The organism is Spirillospora sp. CA-142024 (genome assembly GCF_050942325.1).
Lineage (GTDB): Bacteria > Actinomycetota > Actinomycetes > Streptosporangiales > Streptosporangiaceae > Spirillospora.
Genome location: NZ_CP192077.1, coordinates 934126 through 951060, shown reverse-complemented (window position 1 = coordinate 951060; position 16935 = coordinate 934126). Strand labels below are relative to the sequence as shown.

At 68.9% G+C, this 16935-nt stretch carries 17 protein-coding genes and 1 pseudogene; 12 read left to right on the top strand and 6 right to left on the bottom strand.

The window, feature by feature from the left end; translation table 11 throughout:
• The first annotated feature begins 398 nt into the window (after positions 1-398).
• The 3 genes and pseudogenes from ACQPZP_RS04805 to ACQPZP_RS04795 form a co-directional block, all read left to right on the top strand.
• Positions 399-716, top strand: a complete 318-nt coding sequence (locus ACQPZP_RS04805) for a transposase (RefSeq protein WP_433476418.1) — start codon at positions 399-401, stop codon at positions 714-716.
• A complete protein-coding gene (locus tag ACQPZP_RS04800) occupies positions 713-1624 on the top strand; it encodes an IS3 family transposase (RefSeq protein WP_433476417.1) in 912 nt (303 codons plus the stop codon). The genes ACQPZP_RS04805 and ACQPZP_RS04800 overlap by 4 nt, the downstream gene beginning before the upstream one ends.
• A 34-nt stretch (positions 1625-1658) precedes the next feature.
• Positions 1659-1827: pseudogene (locus ACQPZP_RS04795) on the top strand (helix-turn-helix domain-containing protein); the annotation flags it as partial.
• Positions 1828-1933: 106 nt separating this feature from the next.
• Here the strand turns inward: ACQPZP_RS04795 and ACQPZP_RS04790 are convergent.
• The 5 genes from ACQPZP_RS04790 to ACQPZP_RS04770 form a co-directional block, all read right to left on the bottom strand.
• On the bottom strand, positions 1934-2608 hold the full coding sequence (locus tag ACQPZP_RS04790; RefSeq protein ID WP_433476416.1) for a response regulator: 675 nt from the start codon (positions 2606-2608) through the stop codon (positions 1934-1936).
• Positions 2605-3789 carry a sensor histidine kinase gene (locus tag ACQPZP_RS04785; protein ID WP_433476415.1) on the bottom strand — a complete coding sequence of 395 codons (1185 nt, stop codon included), beginning with the start codon at positions 3787-3789 and terminating at the stop codon, positions 2605-2607. Before ACQPZP_RS04785 ends, ACQPZP_RS04790 begins: the two co-directional genes overlap by 4 nt.
• Positions 3789-4598, bottom strand: a complete 810-nt coding sequence (locus ACQPZP_RS04780) for an ABC transporter permease (protein WP_433476414.1) — start codon at positions 4596-4598, stop codon at positions 3789-3791. Before ACQPZP_RS04780 ends, ACQPZP_RS04785 begins: the two co-directional genes overlap by 1 nt.
• Positions 4595-5530: an ATP-binding cassette domain-containing protein gene (locus ACQPZP_RS04775; RefSeq protein ID WP_433476413.1), complete on the bottom strand. Its 936-nt coding sequence runs from the start codon at positions 5528-5530 to the stop codon at positions 4595-4597. Before ACQPZP_RS04775 ends, ACQPZP_RS04780 begins: the two co-directional genes overlap by 4 nt.
• Positions 5531-5695: 165 nt before the next feature.
• Positions 5696-6106, bottom strand: coding sequence for a winged helix-turn-helix transcriptional regulator (locus ACQPZP_RS04770; RefSeq protein WP_433476412.1), 411 nt, complete (start codon positions 6104-6106; stop codon positions 5696-5698).
• A gap of 90 nt (positions 6107-6196) precedes the next feature.
• On the opposite strand from ACQPZP_RS04770, the gene ACQPZP_RS04765 reads away from it, so the two are divergent.
• The gene (locus ACQPZP_RS04765; RefSeq protein WP_433476411.1) at positions 6197-7051 is read left to right on the top strand and encodes an SDR family oxidoreductase; all 855 of its coding nucleotides are present in this window, start codon (positions 6197-6199) and stop codon (positions 7049-7051) included.
• Positions 7052-7183: 132 nt separating this feature from the next.
• Here the strand turns inward: ACQPZP_RS04765 and ACQPZP_RS04760 are convergent, their stop codons facing one another.
• The gene (locus ACQPZP_RS04760; protein ID WP_433476410.1) at positions 7184-7993 is read right to left on the bottom strand and encodes a DeoR/GlpR family DNA-binding transcription regulator; all 810 of its coding nucleotides are present in this window, start codon (positions 7991-7993) and stop codon (positions 7184-7186) included.
• Between the two features lie 234 nt (positions 7994-8227).
• Between ACQPZP_RS04760 and ACQPZP_RS04755 the strand changes: the two genes are divergently transcribed.
• The 8 genes from ACQPZP_RS04755 to ACQPZP_RS04720 all read left to right on the top strand — a co-directional run bounded on the left by ACQPZP_RS04755 (position 8228) and on the right by ACQPZP_RS04720 (position 16908).
• Complete coding sequence (locus ACQPZP_RS04755) at positions 8228-9250, top strand: 1-phosphofructokinase family hexose kinase (RefSeq protein WP_433476409.1); 1023 nt, start codon at positions 8228-8230, stop codon at positions 9248-9250.
• Positions 9247-10611 carry an ABC transporter substrate-binding protein gene (locus tag ACQPZP_RS04750; protein WP_433476408.1) on the top strand — a complete coding sequence of 455 codons (1365 nt, stop codon included), beginning with the start codon at positions 9247-9249 and terminating at the stop codon, positions 10609-10611. Before ACQPZP_RS04755 ends, ACQPZP_RS04750 begins: the two co-directional genes overlap by 4 nt.
• Positions 10612-10698: 87 nt before the next feature.
• Positions 10699-11658: a carbohydrate ABC transporter permease gene (locus ACQPZP_RS04745; RefSeq protein WP_433476407.1), complete on the top strand. Its 960-nt coding sequence runs from the start codon at positions 10699-10701 to the stop codon at positions 11656-11658.
• A complete protein-coding gene (locus ACQPZP_RS04740) occupies positions 11655-12473 on the top strand; it encodes a carbohydrate ABC transporter permease (protein WP_433476406.1) in 819 nt (272 codons plus the stop codon). Before ACQPZP_RS04745 ends, ACQPZP_RS04740 begins: the two co-directional genes overlap by 4 nt.
• Positions 12470-13477 carry a zinc-dependent alcohol dehydrogenase family protein gene (locus tag ACQPZP_RS04735; protein WP_433476405.1) on the top strand — a complete coding sequence of 336 codons (1008 nt, stop codon included), beginning with the start codon at positions 12470-12472 and terminating at the stop codon, positions 13475-13477. The genes ACQPZP_RS04740 and ACQPZP_RS04735 overlap by 4 nt, the downstream gene beginning before the upstream one ends.
• The gene (locus ACQPZP_RS04730) at positions 13474-14529 is read left to right on the top strand and encodes a 2-hydroxyacid dehydrogenase (RefSeq protein ID WP_433476404.1); all 1056 of its coding nucleotides are present in this window, start codon (positions 13474-13476) and stop codon (positions 14527-14529) included. Before ACQPZP_RS04735 ends, ACQPZP_RS04730 begins: the two co-directional genes overlap by 4 nt.
• Complete coding sequence (locus tag ACQPZP_RS04725; RefSeq protein WP_433476403.1) at positions 14526-16091, top strand: FGGY-family carbohydrate kinase; 1566 nt, start codon at positions 14526-14528, stop codon at positions 16089-16091. The genes ACQPZP_RS04730 and ACQPZP_RS04725 overlap by 4 nt, the downstream gene beginning before the upstream one ends.
• The gene (locus tag ACQPZP_RS04720) at positions 16069-16908 is read left to right on the top strand and encodes a class II fructose-bisphosphate aldolase (protein ID WP_433476402.1); all 840 of its coding nucleotides are present in this window, start codon (positions 16069-16071) and stop codon (positions 16906-16908) included. Before ACQPZP_RS04725 ends, ACQPZP_RS04720 begins: the two co-directional genes overlap by 23 nt.
• Positions 16909-16935 lie beyond the last annotated feature (27 nt).

Sequence of the window (16935 nt, the reverse complement as noted above, 5' to 3'; positions counted from 1 at the left end):
CCGGATCATGACCCGGCACTCATATCCATGCCGACGCCGAGGAAGCCGGAAACACCTGCCAGCTCGGGGCTCGCTGAGGCTCTCAGGTGGGCGAATCGTCCCTCTGAGCGGCCCAAGTCTTGATCAAGGATGTCGGCTGACTGTGAATTCAGGCCTGTTCGGCGGTGCTTCATGGGTGCCAGTCGAGATCACCGGTGAACGGTGCGGCCCTCGGGCGGACGGCCAGAAACCCGGTCCCCGCCGCAAACATCCCGTCTCACGTGTCTCGTCAAGGAGGACACCCGCAGCCCGAGGCCGCGCCCTTCCCCGCTGATCGCCCCGGCTGGCAGCCGATTCCGTCAACCGACGTGCGCTTCCCCTCGTAGCGTGGAGACCTGAACCAGAGAGATGGTTGGGTCGTGGGAGACAAGAAACGCCGGTTCGATCCGGAGTTCCGGGCGGGTGCCGTGCGGATCGTCAAGGAGACCGGGAAGCCTGTGGCGCAGGTCGCGCGGGATCTGGGGATCAGCCCGTACACGCTGCACAACTGGGTGAAGAACGACCGCCAGCAGGACCAGGCAGCTGGTGACCGGCTGGGCGAGTCCGAACGCGAGGAGCTGGCCCGGTTGCGGGCCGAGCGCGCGCAGTGGGAGAAGGACCGCGCCGAGCTTGAGATGGAGCGTGACCTGCTCAAGCGATCGGTGGTCCTGTGGGTGAAGGACTCGATGAACCGGTGATCGTGGCGGAGTTCATCGCGTCCTGCAGGACCACGTTCGGTATCCCGCATGCGATCACCTGCCGGGCCCTGGAGGTCTCGCAGTCCTGGTTCTACAAGTGGATCAACCGCAAGCCCACCGCACGCGAGCAGCGGCGCGCCCGGCTGGACGAGGGGATCAAACGGCTGTTCACCGCCTCGGGCGGCACCTACGGATCACCGCGGATCACCGATGGGCTGCGGGAGGCGGGCTGGAAGGTGTCGGTCAACACCGTCGCGGCGCGGATGGCTGAGCTGGGCCTGGCCGGGCGTGCGCCCAAGAAGAGACGGTCGCTGACCCGTCCGGGACGGCGGCCGGCCGCGCCTGATCTGGTGCGCCGGAAGTTCACCGCGGTGGCGCCGGACGTGCTGTGGTGCGGGGACGTCACCCAGATCGACACCGACCAGGGGCCGCTCTACCTGGCGACGGTGGAGGACCTGTTCTCCCGCCGGATGCTGGGACATGCGATGTCGGCCCATCATGACGCGGCGCTGGTGGTGGCCTCGTTGCAGATGGCGGCCGCCGCGCGCGGCGGGAACGTGGACGGGGTCATCTTTCACACCGATCGCGGGTCGGAGTACAACGCCGCCCGCACGGCGGCGGCCTGCCGGGCGCTGGGGGTGGTGCAGTCGATGGGACGGGTCGGGTGCGCCCTGGACAACGCCGCTGCCGAGGCGTTCAACTCCACGCTCAAGGTCGAGTTCGTCCACCGGCACCGCCTGGCCACCCGGGCCGAGGCACGCATCAAGGTCGCGACCTGGATCGCCGACTTCTACAACACCAGCAGGAGACACAGCGCCAACGACGGGCTCGCCCCGATCACCTACGAACAGCAGATGGCAGAACAGCGGAAGGCCTCAATGGCCCAGCTCAGGGCCGAAGTGGCATAACACCGTCTTCACGCTTTCAGGGGATTGACACCGGGGCATGCGGGCGCTGATGGTGCTGGTCTACCTGTGAAAAGGGGAGACGTTCACCGAGCCCGGCGCAAGGCTCGGGGTGTCCCACCTCTACCGCATGGCGGTACATCAACGAGCCCTTGATGCTGCTGGCCGCCCGCTCACCCAAGCTCGTCCAGGCATTACGCAACGCCGCCGTCGCCGTTCCTGATGGGCCACAGTCCTCAGGCGGGGCGCAGCATGAAGGCTAGACGGTGACGCAGGGGGCGGGTTGGCCGCGATGGTTCGTCTACGACACGGTCACACGCCGTTGGCGCGGGCTACGCCCGTCTCATAGGCGAACACCACGGCCTGCACTCGATCTCGCAGCTCGAGTTTGACCAGGATGCGGGTCAGATGGGTCTTCACGGTCGCCTCCGCCAAGTGCAGGGAGGCGGCGATCTCTGTGTTGGACCGCCCCCGGGCGATCTCGGTGAGGACCTCTCGCTCGCGGATCGTCAGGCGCTCAAGGCGCGGGTCGGCCTTTTCCGTGCCGGGCAGCTGGTGGGCGAAGGTGTCCAGCAGCCTGCGGGTGATGCGGGGTGCCACCACCGCGTCGCCTGCCGCGACGCAGCGGATCGCGGCCAGCAGTTCCTCCGGCAGCGCGTTTTTCAGCAGGAAGCCCGACGCGCCTGCTTTGAGGCCGGCGAAGGCGTACTCGTCCAGGTCGAAGGTGGTCAGGATCAGCACCCGAGTCTTCGGGCAGTCCGCGACGATGGACGCAGTCGCCTCGATGCCGTCCATGCCCGGCATCCGCACGTCCATCAGGACCACGTCCGGCTGCAGCTCACGGGCCAGCCGGAGCGCCGTGGCGCCGTCGCCCGCCTCGCCGGCCACCGCCATGTCGGCCTGCGCGTCAAGGACGATGGTGAACGCCATCCGCAGGAGCGGCTCGTCATCCACCAGCAGCACACGGATCGTCTGGCTCGTCGTCACGCCCGTGCCTCCGCCAGGTCTAGGCGTGCCACCACACGCCAGCCGCCTTGGGCACTCACCGGACCGACCTCCAGTTCACCGCCGTACGCCGCCGCGCGTTCCCGCATGCCGTGGATGCCGTGTCCCGGCGCGGCGGCCGCCGGTTTAGGCGTGTACGGTCCGTTGTCGGTGATCGTCAGATCTATCGCATCGGACGAGCATCGCAGCCGGACCTGCGCCGAAGTGCCGGGCGGGGTGTGTTTGAGGGTGTTGGTGAGTGCTTCCTGGACGAGCCGGTAAACGGTGAGCTGGGCAGCGGCGGGCGGCGTCGCCACATCGCCCGTCATCTCCAGCCGGACCGGGAGGCCGGCCGCGCGCACATGCTCGGCCAGGGTGTCGAGCTGGGCGAGGCCCGGCATGGGGTGCCGCAGTGCGTCCGGCTCGTCGTCGCGGAGCAGGCCGAGGAAGCGGCGCATGTCGGTGAGGGCCTGACGCCCGCTGCCGGATATCTGGTGCATCGCAGCAGCGGCCTTGCCGGGGTCATGGTGCTGGGCGATGACGGCGGCGTCGGCCAGGGCGACCATGACGGAGAGGTTGTGGGTAACGATGTCGTGCATCTCGCGGGCGATCCTGGACCGTTCGCCAGCAGCCGCGAGCCGGGCCTGCTGGTCGCGCTCGTGCTCGAGGCGTATCGCTCGGTCCTCCAGGGAGGACAGGTAGGCGCGCCGGGTACGGATGTTGACGCCCGCGACGGCGGCGGCCAGTGCCATCGCGCTGAGCGAGACGAAAAAGTGCAGGAGCTTGTGCTGTGGCGCCCATCGCAGGGTGCCGAGCAGTATCCCCGACTCCAGCACAGCACCGGCCAGCAGGGTCTGCTGCCGGGGCCGCTGGGCGGCGACCGTGTAGAGGGCGATCAGCAACGCGACGTCTGCGACGATCGGGCGGACTCCCACGACCCACTGCGCGAACGCGGCGGCCGCGATCACACCGAACACCGTCAGCGGCGCCCGCCGGCGCCACACCAGGGGAATCACCAGGGTGAGCTTGAGCGGGAGCAGCACGGGATCCGAGGTGATCTGGTGCGGCAGCGCATCCGCGCCGGGCACCAGCAACAGGGCCGCGAGCGCCCCGTCTACCAGGAAGGGGTGCCGGGCTGCGGCCGTCCGCAGCCCCTGCCACCCGCGCCACCCCCGCGGAGGCATCACGCGTCCCGACGTTTGAGCACCAGTGCCGCCCCCACCAGCGCCAGGATCGCATACAGGCAGAAGACGGCGAATCCGGTCCACGGCGCCAGGGTATGCGCCTCCCGGTGCTGCTCCAGCAGCGCCATGGCCGCGTTGCTCGGCAGGTACTGGTTGATGTGATTGGCCAGGGACGCCGGCAGTAGGTCCGCCATCGCCGGCATCACCAGCAGCAGCCCGAAGACGGCCGCGATGCCGCCCGCCGTGCTCCGCACGAGCATGCCCAGGCCCACGCTCAGCAGCCCTGTCACCGTCAGGTTCAGGCCGACGCCGAGGACGATCCGCAGCACGCCCGGCTCGCCCAGCGTCGTACCGTGGTCGCCCAGCACCGCCTGCCCGGCCAGGAACGCCACCAGCGCGGCGGCCGTCATCAGCACCCATGTCACCGCGGCGAATACCGCGGCCTTGGCCCCCAGCACCGGCAGCCGCTTCGGCACCGCCGACAGCGTCGCCCGGATCGTCCCCGTTGAATACTCGCTGCTGGTCACCAGCACGCCCAGGACCCCGATGACGAACACCGCCAGGTAGTAGCCTCCGACGCTGAGCTGGGTCGGGTTGAGGCTCGCCCGATCGGCCGCCGACATGTTCGACCACCGGTTCGCCGTCACCCCTGTCAGGATCAGTCCCAAGCCGATGACCGAGGCGACGGCGGCGAGCAACGTCAAGCCGATCGAGCGCAGGGTCCGCAACTTGATCCACTCGCAGCGGACGACCCGGGCCAGCGTGACCTGTCCATGGCCGGCGACGCCGACCGTGCCGATCGTGTTCATGCCGCACTCCCCGCGGCCGCCTGCGGTGCCCCGTACTCCACCGCGTTCTTGGTCAGCTCCATGAACGCCTCCTCCAGCGACGTCTGCACCGGGGTCAGTTCGGCGAGCGCGATCGCGTGGTCGGCGGCGATCCGGCCGATCCGCTCGCTCGGCAGTCCCGTGACCTCCAGGGCCCCGCGCTCCTCCGACACCACCGAGACGCCAGGCCCGGCCAGCAGCGTGCGCAGGTGCGCGGCGTCCGCCCCGGCCCACGGCCGGACGACCACGGTGCCCGCGCCGGCCTGCCGGGTGAACTCCCCCACCGTCGTGTCCGCGATCAGCCGCCCCCGGCCGATCACGACCAGGTGCTCGGCCGTCATCGCCATTTCGGTCATCAGGTGCGAGGAGACCAGCACCGTACGGCCCTCGGCGGCAAGCGACCTCAGCAGCTTTCGCATCCAGCGGATGCCCTCGGGATCCAGGCCGTTGACCGGCTCGTCCAGGATCAGCGTCCCCGGATCACCCAACAGCGCGCCCGCGACGCCCAGCCGCTGCCCCATACCGAGTGAGAACGCGCCCGCTCGTTTACGTGCCACCGAACCCAGCCCGACGATGTCGATCACCTCCTCGACCCGGCGGCGCGGTATCCCCGTGGTGGCGGCCAGCGCGAGCAGATGGTGGAAGGCGGTGCGCCCTGGGTGGATCGCCCGGGCCTCCAGCATCGCGCCCACCTCGCGCAGAGGGGCCGGGTGATCGGCATAGCGCTTGCCGTTGACGCTCACCGAGCCCGATGTCGGCGCGTCAAGGCCCAGGATCAGGCGCATCGTGGTGGACTTTCCGGCCCCATTCGGGCCCAGAAATCCGGTCACGGCGCCGGGGCGGACGGTGAAAGTGAGATCTTGGACAGCGATCTTCTCGCCATATCGTTTGGTCAGGGCGTGTGCTTTGATCATGAGGTTTCCCGGAATGCTGGCTCGGTCCTGCTGGCTGCCCTCACGCTACGGAGCATGCACGCGCGGAACGACAGACGACGGTCCGAATCTGGCGCCGCCGATGCTACGACCGGGAGTTGACTCCCCTACGACCCGGGATGTACTCGATGCCCGTCCCCGGAGGGCTCAGGGCCGTCCTTTCGCCGCGTCGTACATCTCCCGCGACTTTTGCACCTGATGCATCCGGTCGTGGCTCCACAGCGCCAGCATGCGGATCTGCTCAGCGGCCTCGTGCCCCAGTTCCGTCAGGGAATAGTCGACGTGAGGCGGGACCACCGGCTTGGCGTCGCGGTGGACGAAGCCGTCTCGCTCCAGGGTCTGCAGGGTCCGGGCGAGCATTTTTTCGCTGATCTGGCCAATGGAGCGGATGGACCGGCGCAGCTCGCCGAATCGGTGGGGTCGCTCCAAGAGCCGGATCAGGATGAGGACGGCCCAGCGGCTGGTGACGTGCTCCATGACCAGGCGGGACGGGCACATGCCGCCGGTGTCGACATTCTCGTCGGCTGCCGTGCCGGCCCCTGCGGTACTAACGGCCATGTCAGTACCTTACTTCAATGTCCGTACTCACACAGAGTGACGAAAGCTTTTAGGGTCGGTGTCAAAACCACTCAAAGGAGTTGCCTGACCATGAGCTTCGTCGTTACCGGCGCCACCGGCCAACTCGGCGGTTTCGTCATCGAGGGTCTGCTGGGCAAGGCGCCGGCCGACCAGATCACCGCAGTCGTGCGCGACAAGGACAAGGCCGCCGACCTCGCCACCCGCGGCGTCAAGATCGCGATCGCCGACTACAACCTCCCCGAGACGTTCGATGGCCTCTTCTCCGCCGGCGACAGGGTGCTGCTCATCTCCAGCAGCGAGATAGGGCAGGACCGCGTCGCACAGCACAAGGTCGTCATCGATGCCGCAAAGGCCGCCGGGGTCGCGCTCCTGGCCTACACCAGCGCCACCGGCACCCTGAAGGCGCACCTCGCCGAGGCTCACCGCGGCACCGAGAAGGTGCTCCTGGAGTCCGGCGTGCCCTACGTTCTGCTGCGCAACAACTGGTACAGCGATCTGATCGCCGATCAGCTCCCTCAGGTCCTCGAGCACGGTGCCATCGTCCAAGCCGCCGGCGAGGGCCGCATCGCCTCCGCCACCCGCGCGGACTACGCGGCCGGAGCCGTCGCCGTGCTGACCGGCGAGGGTCACCAGAACAAGACGTATGAGCTGGGCGGCGACGCCGCGTGGAGCCACGCCGAGTACGCCGCGGAGGTGAGCGGGCAGACCGGCAAGGAGATCACCTACACTCCGGTCTCCCCGGAGGCGTACATCGACATCCTGGTCAGCGCGGGGGTGCCGAAGATGTACGCCGACATCATGGCGGACGCGGACGCGTGCATCGCAAAGGGTGAGCTGGCCGGTACCAGCGGCGACCTGTCCCGCCTGATCGGCCGCCCGACCACGCCGATCACCGACACCATTGCGACGGCGCTGCGGCGGTAAGACGGCTACCAGGCGCGAGTCTGCCGGAAGACAGTCCCGTTACCCTCGGTTGGGCCGTCCCGTATTGATGAGAAGCCAGGTGCCGCCGAAGGCTGCTTTCAGCCGCAGGCGAGGCTCCTCTAGGGATGGCGGTCAGACGCAACGTACGGCAAGGCCGGCGTCGGTGAGCTTCTTCAGGTCCTGCTCGTCGACTCCGTCGTCGGTGATGAGTAGATCGACGTCGGACAGGTCCGCGTACTTCAGGGTGCTGATGTGACCGATCTTGCTGTGGTCGGTGAGCAGGATCCGGCGGCGCGCGGCGCCGTACATCAAGCGCTTCACCGTCGCCTCCGACTCATCGGGGGTGGTGAGGCCGCGCTCCAGCGATAGGCCGTTGGTCCCGAGGAACGCGACGTCGACGCGGAGTTCGCTGAGGGCACGCACAGCCCAGTTGTCCACTTCCGCGAGCGTACGGCTGCGCACCCGCCCGCCCAAGGTGTGCACGGTGAGCCGCGGGCGGGCCACGAGGGTCACCGCGATCGGCAACTGGTTGGTGAACACGGTCAGGTCGCGATCGGTCGGGAAGAGCTCGGCCAGGCCGGCCGTCGTCGACCCGGCGTCGATGAAGACCGATCCTTCCCTGGGCAGTTCGTCGATCGCGGCGCGGGCGATTCGGCGCTTCTCGTCCATGAATTCGGTTCGGGCGCTGACCGCGGGCTCGAAGGACAGCTCGTCCACGGCGATGGCGCCCCCGTGGACCCGCCGCAGCAGTCCGAGGCGCTCGAGTTCGATGAGGTCCTTGCGGATGGCCTCCCGGGAGACCTTGAGTTCCTGGGCGGCCTCCGCGGCTTCGACGCGGCCGGTGGTGCGCACCGTCTGCAGCAGGGCTTGCTGGCGCTGGGAGGCGTAGAGCGCCCGTTCGGGACGGCCTCGCGACGACGTCCTGTCCTCCGCCGTGGTCATCTGCGCTCCGTCCCGTTCACGCCTCGTCTCCGAGGCCAGCCATCGCAAGCCCTACCTCGCCGGACATCCGGCGGGCGCCGTGTCCTGAGGGTACGGGATCACCTCGTTCCCGGCTTTCCGCCCCCGACCTGCACAGATGATCAAACCTCGACTCTTGACTCTCCATCAAAACGCAACTATAACCAACGATCAGCAAGCTACATCCCTTTGATCTCCAAGACATCGTGAGGGCAGATGATCGTTACCGTCACGCCGAACCCGAGCCTCGACCGGACGTACCGCGTCGACGGGTTCCGCCTGGGTGCCCTGCACCGCGCGGACCATGTCACCGTCGAGGCCAGCGGCAAGGGCGTCAACGTTTCGCGAGTGCTCGCAGTCCGAGGCGTTCCGACGATGGCGGTCCTCCCCCTTGGAGGAAGCGAGGGAGGCCATCTGGCGGGGCTCCTCGCCGAAGCCGGGCTGCCCCATGAGGGGGTCGGCGTTGCGGCGGCGGCGCGGGTGAACGTCACCGTGATCGAGCCGGGCGGCCGCACCACCAAGGTCAACGCCCCCGGTGAAGCATTGACCGCGGCAGAGCAGGAGGCCCTGGTCCGGCGCACCAGGGAGGCCGCCCTCACCGAGGCCGCCTCGTGGGTGGCGTGCTGCGGTTCACTGCCTCCCGGAACAGACCCGGAGCTGACCGTCCGGCTCATCCAGGCGGCCCACTCGGCCGGAGCGCGGGCCGCCGTCGACACCTCGGGCGCCGCGTTGCCCGCGGCGCTGTCGGCGGGCGCGGATCTGATCAAGCCGAACCGGGAGGAGCTCGCCGAGCTCACCGGCAGGGAGTTGCGGACCGTGGAGGCCGTCGTGGCCGCCGCACGCGAGGTGGCGGCCGGTGGTACTGCCGTGCTGGCGTCGATCGGCGTCGACGGCGCGGTCCTGGTCGATGGGCGGGTCTGCCTGTGGGCGAAGGCCCCGTCGATCGAACCCGTCAACACAACCGGCGCGGGAGACACCCTGCTCGCCGGTTACCTGGCCGCCGCGTCGGCCGAGTCGGGCTCTATGAGACCGGAAAGCCGGCTCGCCGAGGCGGTGGCGCTGGGAACCAGCGCATGCCTGGCGCCTGGCACCGCGGAACTGCCCGGGACGCTCCTTCGACCGGAGCACGTCGTCGTGCGCCGGTTGGACGGGGCCGGGCGGGCGGCAGGGGACTCGGGGGTTCCGATCAACCACGCGGCCGCCGAGAGGGCGGCCGGTGAACCTAGGAGGTCATCGTGAGGTCACAAGGTCGCCTTTGGCGGCGCAGCGCGCTCGTCGCGGGTGCGGTCGCCGTGGCGCTGACCGCGAGCGCGTGCGCCGGGGCCGGCGGTGGTGCGGGCTCCTCCGGCGGGAAATCCATCAACGTGCTGATGGTGGGCAATCCGCAGATGGAGGACATCCAGAAGCTGACGGCCGACAACTTCACCAAGCAGACCGGTATCAAGGTCAACTACACGATCCTTCCGGAGAACGAACTCCGCGACAAGGTGACCCAGGACGTGGCCACCGGCGCGGGCCGCTACGACGTGGTCACCGTCGGCGCCTACGAGGTGCCCATCTGGGCCAAGAACGGCTGGCTGCACGAGACCTCCTCCTACGCCGCCAAGGACACCGCCTTCGACCAGGCCGATCTGCTGAAGCCGATGGTCCAGTCGCTGACGGGCGCCGACGGCAAGCAGTACGCGGTCCCGTTCTACGGCGAGTCGTCGTTCCTGATGTATCGCAAGGACCTGTTCGCCAAGGCCGGCCTGACCATGCCGGAGCACCCCACGTGGCAGCAGGTCGCTGGCTACGCCGCCAAGCTGGACGACAAGTCCAAGGGCACCTCCGGGATCTGCCTGCGCGGGCTGCCCGGGTGGGGTGAGGTGTTCGCCCCGCTGACGACGGTCGTCAACACCTTCGGCGGCACCTGGTTCACCAAGGACTGGAAGGCGCAGGTCAACTCGCCGCAGTTCACCAAGGCGGTCGACTTCTACGTCAACCTGATCAAGTCCCACGGCGAGCCCGGGGCGGCGCAGTCCGGGTTCACCGAGTGCCTGAACTCCTTCGGCCAGGGCAAGTCGGCCATGTGGTACGACGCGACCTCCGCGGCGGCGTCGGTGGAGGATCCCAAGACCAGCAAGGTCGCCGGCAAGGTCGGCTACGTCTACGCCCCGGTCGACCAGACCAAGTACTCGGGCTGGCTGTGGACGTGGGCGTGGGCGATGCCCAAGACCACCAAGAAGGCCGACAACGCCTGGAAGTTCATCAGCTGGGCCTCCAGTAAGGACTACGAGAAGCTGGTGGGCTCCAAGCTCGGCTGGTCGCGGGTGCCCGACGGCAAGCGCACCTCCACCTACCAGATCCCCGAGTACCAGCAGGCCGCCAAGGCCTTCTACCAGGTCACGCTCGGTTCCATCGAACACGCCGACCCGGCGAACCCCGGGGTCCAGCCGCGCCCGACGGTCGGCGTCCAGTTCGTCGGCATCCCAGAGTTCGCCGACCTCGGGACGAAGGTGTCGCAGTCGGTGTCCGCGGCGATCGCCGGGAAGACCTCGGTGCAGCAGGCGCTGAACGATGGTCAGAAGCTCGCTGATCAGGTCGCCGGCAAGTACCGCTAGGAGCCGCCCGGAGTTTTGAACTCCGCCCGGGTGCCGGGACGCACCCCACGTGCGCCCCGGCACCCGGATCGACGGGAGACACACCGTATGACCCTCACAACACCATCACCCGTGAAGCGCGGAAGCGCTCATGCCCGGAGCGACGCGCCCACGCGGAACGAGCGGTGGTCGCGCCGGTTCCCGCTGCTGCCGGCGCTGCTGTTCACCGTCGTGGTGACCCAGCTGCCGTTCGTCGTGACGCTGGTGATCTCGACCTACAGCTGGAACATCCTGCACCCGGGCGACCGGCACTTCACCGGCCTGCACAACTACGCCACCGTGTTCACCGACGAGCGGCTGCGCGCCGCCGTGGTCAACACGGTCGTCCTCACCGCGAGCGTCGTCATCGTGTCGCTGCTGCTGGGCATGGGGCTGGCGCTCCTGCTGGACCGCAAGTTCCCCGGCCGCGGGGTCGTGCGGACGCTGCTGATCGCACCGTTCCTGGTGATGCCGATGGCGTCGGCGCTGCTATGGAAGCACGTGATCTACAACCCGACGTACGGCCTGCTCAACGGGAGCATCGACGCCGTCCAGAAGCTGTTCGGCGACGACACCCCCTCTCGGATCGACTGGGTCACCGACTATCCGATGACCTCGGTGGCGGCGTCGCTGATCTGGCAGTGGACGCCGTTCATGATGCTGATCATCCTTGCCGGGCTGCAGAGCCAGCCAGGCGACGTGATCGAGGCGGCGCGGGTCGACGGCGCCAGCACAACGCAGATCTTCCGCCTCATCACGCTCCCCCACCTGCGCCGCTACATCGAGCTGGGCGTACTACTGGGCTCGATCTATCTCGTGCAGACCTTCGACGCGGTGTTCACCATCACCCAAGGCGGCCCTGGGACGGCCACCACCAACCTGCCCTACGAGATCTACCTGACCATGTTCCGCAAGTACGAGTACGGCGAGGCCGCAGCCGCCGGAGTGGTCGTCGTGGTCGGCACGATCATCGTCGCCACGTTCGCGCTCCGCGCCGTCTCGTCCCTGTTCCGGGAGGAGGCGCGATGAGAATCAGGAAACGTCACGGCGCCGGGTGGACGCTGCTGGCGTGGGCGGCGGCGGTGTTCTTCTTCTTCCCCGTGCTCTGGATGGCGCTCACATCCCTGCGCACCGAGTCTGACGCCGCCACCAACCCACCAACGCTGCTGGCCGCGCCGACCCTCGACCAGTACCGCCTCGTGCTCGACCGGGACATCACCCCGTTCCTGATCAACTCCGCCACGGCGAGCATCCTGTCCACGGCGGCGGCGATCGCGCTGGCACTGCCGGCCGCATACGCGCTGGCGATCCGGCCGGTGCCCAAGTGGCGGGACGTGCTGTTCTTCTTCCTGTCGACCAAGATGCTGCCGGCGATCGCCGGGCTGCTGCCGGTCTACCTCGTCGTCAAGCACCTGGGCATGCTCGACAACGTGTTCACGCTCGTCATCCTGTACACCGCGATGAACCTGCCCCTCGCGGTGTGGATGCTGCGTTCCTTCCTGCAGGAGGTGCCGAAGGAGATCCTTGAGGCAGCGCAGGTGGACGGGGCCCGGCTGCCGACCGTGCTGACCCGGGTGATCGGCCCGGTGATCATGCCGGGCATCGCCGCCACCTCGCTCATCTGCTTCATCTTCGCCTGGAACGAGTTCCTGTTCGCCGTCAACCTGACCGCCACCCGCTCCGCGACCGCGCCGGTGTTCCTGGTCGGCTTCGTGACCAGCGAAGGCTTGTTCCTGGCCCGGCTGTGCGCGGCGGCGACCCTGGTGTCGCTTCCCGTGCTGATCGCGGGCTGGATGGCGCAGGACAAACTCGTCCGCGGCCTGACCCTTGGAGCCATTAAATGAAGGCCGCCGTGATCGTCGAACCGGGCGTCGTCTCCATCGAATCCGTCCCCGATCCGGCGCCGGGTCCTCGGGAGGTGGTCGTCCGGGTGGCCGGCTGCGGGATCTGCGGCACCGACCTGCACATTCTCGAGGGCCGGTTCGCGCCGCGGCTTCCGGTCGTGCCCGGTCACGAGTTCGCCGGCGAGGTCGTCGAGGTCGGCCGCGACGTCACCGAGGTGGCCGTCGGTGACCATGTCGCGGTGGACCCCTCGCTGCACTGCGGCGAATGCCACTACTGCCGCAGGGGACGCGGCAACCTGTGCGAACGCTGGAACGCGATCGGCGTCTCCATCGCGGGCGGGGCGGCGGAGTACGCGGTGGCACCGGCGAAGAACTGCTTCCGGCTCCCCGCGGGCCTCGCCCCCGCGGACGCCGCGCTCATCGAACCGCTGTCGTGCGCCGTCCGCGGATTCGACGTGCTCCCCCGCGACCTGGGCGACCACTACCTCATCTACGGCGCGGGGACGATGGGCCTGATGATGCTGGAGTTGGCCAAGCGCGCCGGAGCTGCCACGGTCAGCATGGTCGACCTCAACCCCGACCGGCTCGCCACAGCCGTCCGGCTGGGCTGCGACCAGGCCGTTAGGTCGGCGGAGGAACTCGACCGGCCCCGCGGCTGGGAGACCGTCATCGACTGCACCGGGGCGGTCGCGGCCATCCACGACGGGCTCGGCAGGGTGGCCCGCGGCGGCACGTTCCTACAGTTCGGCGTGGCAGACGAGCAGGCCACCGCGACGATCGAGCCCTTCCGCATCTACAACCGGGAGATCACCATCACCGGTTCCATGGCCGTGCTGCACAGCTTCGAGCGGGCCGGCGAACTGTTCTGCGGCGGCCTCCTCCCACCCGAAATCATGATCAGCCACCGTCATCCGCTCGATGCCTACGAGAACGCGATCACCCAGTTCAAGAACGGCGTCGGACGCAAGATCCAGATCCAGCCCAACGGAGGGCAAGCACAGTGACATCCGTTCTCGTCATCGGAGATCGCTTCATCCCGGCCTCCTCCTACGCCGACGCGCTCGCCGAGCGGCTCGGCGACATTCCCGGTGTCGAGGTGCGCACCGTCGTCTGGCGGGCGGACAAGGCCGAGCAGCATCGACTCCAGCAGGTCATGGAGGTCCAGGGCGCGGGCGCCGTGCCGCCGCCTCCCGAAGTGCTGGCCGCCGTCAGCGACGCCGAAATCGTCTGCCTGCACTTCGCCCCCATCGGGCGGGCGCTGCTGGAGGCGGCCCCGGCACTGCGCCTGGTCGCCGTCGCCCGCGCGGGACTGGAGAACGTCGACGTGCCGGCCGCCACCGACAGGGGCGTGGCGGTCGTGCCCGTCCAGGGCCGTAACGCCGGCGCAGTGGCGGAACTGGCGATCGGATTCATGCTCGCCGAGGCACGCAATATCGCCCGCGCCGACGCCAGCGTGAAATCTGGCGGGTGGCGCAAGGACTTCCCCGGCGCCCGGATCGAGATCGCCGGGCGCACCATCGGGATGGTCGGGTTCGGTCATGTCGGGCGCACCCTCGTCCGCCGACTGAGCGGCTTCGAATGCCACCCTGTCGTGTTCGACCCATACGCATCCGACGAAGACCTCTCCGAACACGGGGCACGGCGCGCCGACACCCTCGACGAGGTGTTCGCCGAAGGCGACTTCGTCGTGGTCCAAGCCCGGCACACCCCAGAGACCGACCGCTTCATCACCGCCAAGCACTTCGCGCTGATGAAGCCGTCCGCCTACTTCATCAACGTCGCGCGCAGCCGCCTTGTGGACAACGACGCCCTGTACGCCGCGCTGTCGGCCGGCCGGATCGCCGGCGCCGGCCTCGACGTCTTCGATGAGGAGCCGCTCACCGCTGACAGCCCCTGGCGAAATTTGGACAATGTCACCATCACCACCCACTTCGGTGGCGACACCGAGGACACCAACACCACATCGGCCAAGCTCGTCGCCGACGCCGTCACCGAGTTCCTCCGCACCGGCAAAGCGCCTGGCGGGGTGAATGCCGCGGAACTGGGCCTGACATGAACGAGCGTGCACTTGCCGACACTGGACCGGTCCTGCTCGGAATCGACGCCGGGCAGACCGTGACCAAGGCGGTCCTCTTCGATCCCGACGGGCATGCGCTCGCCGCGTCCTGCGTCCCGACCCGGGTCGACCTTCCCAAGCCGCGCTGGCAGGAGCGCGACATGGAGTCGCTGTGGCGCGAATGCGCCCAGGCCATCCGTTCCTGCCTCGTCCAGGGCGGGGTAGATCCGGCGCAGGTCGCCGCGGTGGGCGTCTGCGGCCACAACGACGGCGCCTACCTCGTCGACGAGCGACTGCGGCCGGTACGCCCGGCGATCCTGGCCACCGACTCGCGAGCGCACCGGTACGCCGACGCGGCCCGCAAGCCCGACCTGGCCGGGCAGGCCCTCGCGATCACCGGTCAGGTTCCGTTCGCGGCCTCTCCGGCCGCGCTGCTCGCATGGCTGCGCGACCACGAACCCGACGCCCTCGCCCACACGCGGTGGATCCTGTTCTGCAAGGACTGGCTGCGGTTGCGGCTGACCGGCGACCTCATGACCGATCCCAGCGAGGCGAGCGCGTCGTTCACCGACGTCCACACCCAGGACTGGAGCCATCAGGCCCTCAAGCTATACGGCCTTGAGGAACTGGCCGAACGGCTCCCGCCGATCCTGGGCAGCGCCGCGAGCACCGGCGTGGTGTCGGACGCGGCCGCCGAAGCCACCGGGCTCCTACCCGGAACCCCGGTCGTCACCGGCGCACACGACGTGGACGCGGCCGCCATCGGTGTGGGGGCCGCCGCACCCGGCTCGCTCAGCCTGGTGCTCGGCACCTTCAGCATCAACCAGGTCGTCGCGGACGAGCCGCGCATCGATTCCCGCTGGCAGGCCAGGTCGTTCGTCAGGCCGCAGCAATGGCTGCACATGTCGACCTCGCCGTCAGGCGCGACGAACCTGGACTGGGCGGTGCGCCAGTTCGGCCCCTGGCACCCCGACGGCTCCCCCGACTTCGCCGCCGCCCTCAAGGGCGCCGGCACCGCCCTCGCACGCCGGAACCCCGCCGACGCACCGATATATCTGCCGTTCCTCTACGGTTCCCCGCACGCGGACACGCTCGACGCGGCGCTGGTCGGCCTACGAGGATGGCACGACAGGGACGACGTGATGAGAGCCGTCATCCAGGGCGTGGCGTTCAACCACAGGTTCCACGTCGATGCGCTCCGGGAGCGCTTCGACATCCTGCGGCCCGCACGGCTGTGCGGCGGCGGCGCTCGCAGCGAGGTCTGGAGCCAGCTTCTGGCCGACACTCTGGGGCTTGCAGTGGAGGTCACCGACACCGAAGAGGCGGGAGCCCGGGGCGCCGCCATGCTGGCAGGGGTCGGCTGCGGACTGTACGCCGACATTTCGGAGGCGATCGAACGCACCGTACGGGTCGTACGTCGTCACGAGGCCGACGCCGCGGCCACCACTGCCCTCGACACCGCCTACGAGCGGTATCGCGCCGTCGTCCAGTCGCTGCTCACGATCCCAACACCCAAAGCCACGTCCCAGGAGGGCTTCAATGCCGCTGACCAACACCGGTGACATCGTCGCCCCAGCTTCCACGCACGGTAACGGCGTCGGCGCGTTCAACGTCATCCAGATCGAGCACGCAGAAGCGTTCGTCACCGGGGCCGAACAGGCGGCCATGCCGGTGATTTTGCAGATCAGCGAGAACACCGCCGCCTACCACGGCGCCATCCAGCCCATCCTGGCGGCGTGCCTGGCCATCGCAGGTACCGCCGCGGTGCCCGTGGCGGTCCACCTCGACCACGCCACCCAGCCCGACCTGGTGGTAGAAGCAGTTGAGCACGGTGTGGGCTCGGTGATGTACGACGCGTCCGTCCTGCCGTACGAGGAGAACGTCGCCGCCACCGCCAAGATCGCCTCCTACTGCCATGAACACGGCGTCTGGGTCGAGGCCGAACTCGGCGAGGTCGGAGGCAAGGACGGCGTCCATGCCCCCGGGGCACGCACTGATCCGGCGGAGGCACGCCGGTTCGTGGCCGCGACCGGAGTCGACGCCCTTGCCGTCGCCGTTGGAACATCACACGCCATGGTGACTCGCGACGCCGTCCTCGACTTCGAACTCATCGGCCGGCTCCACAGGGAAGTGCCGGTCCCGCTGGTGCTGCACGGGTCGAGCGGAGTCTCCGACGGCGACTTGGCCCGCGCCGTGAACGCCGGAATGACCAAGATCAATATTGCAACCCGGCTCAACGACGTCTTCACCAAGACCGCCCGCGCCCGCCTGACCGAGTTTCCGAGCACCGCGGACACGCGCAAATACCTCGGCCCAGCCCGCGAGGCCGTCTCCGCAGAGGTCGCTCACCTGCTCACCGTCCTTGGGAGCGCCGGCTGACAGCAACGATGTGCAAGAGCGCCCCAT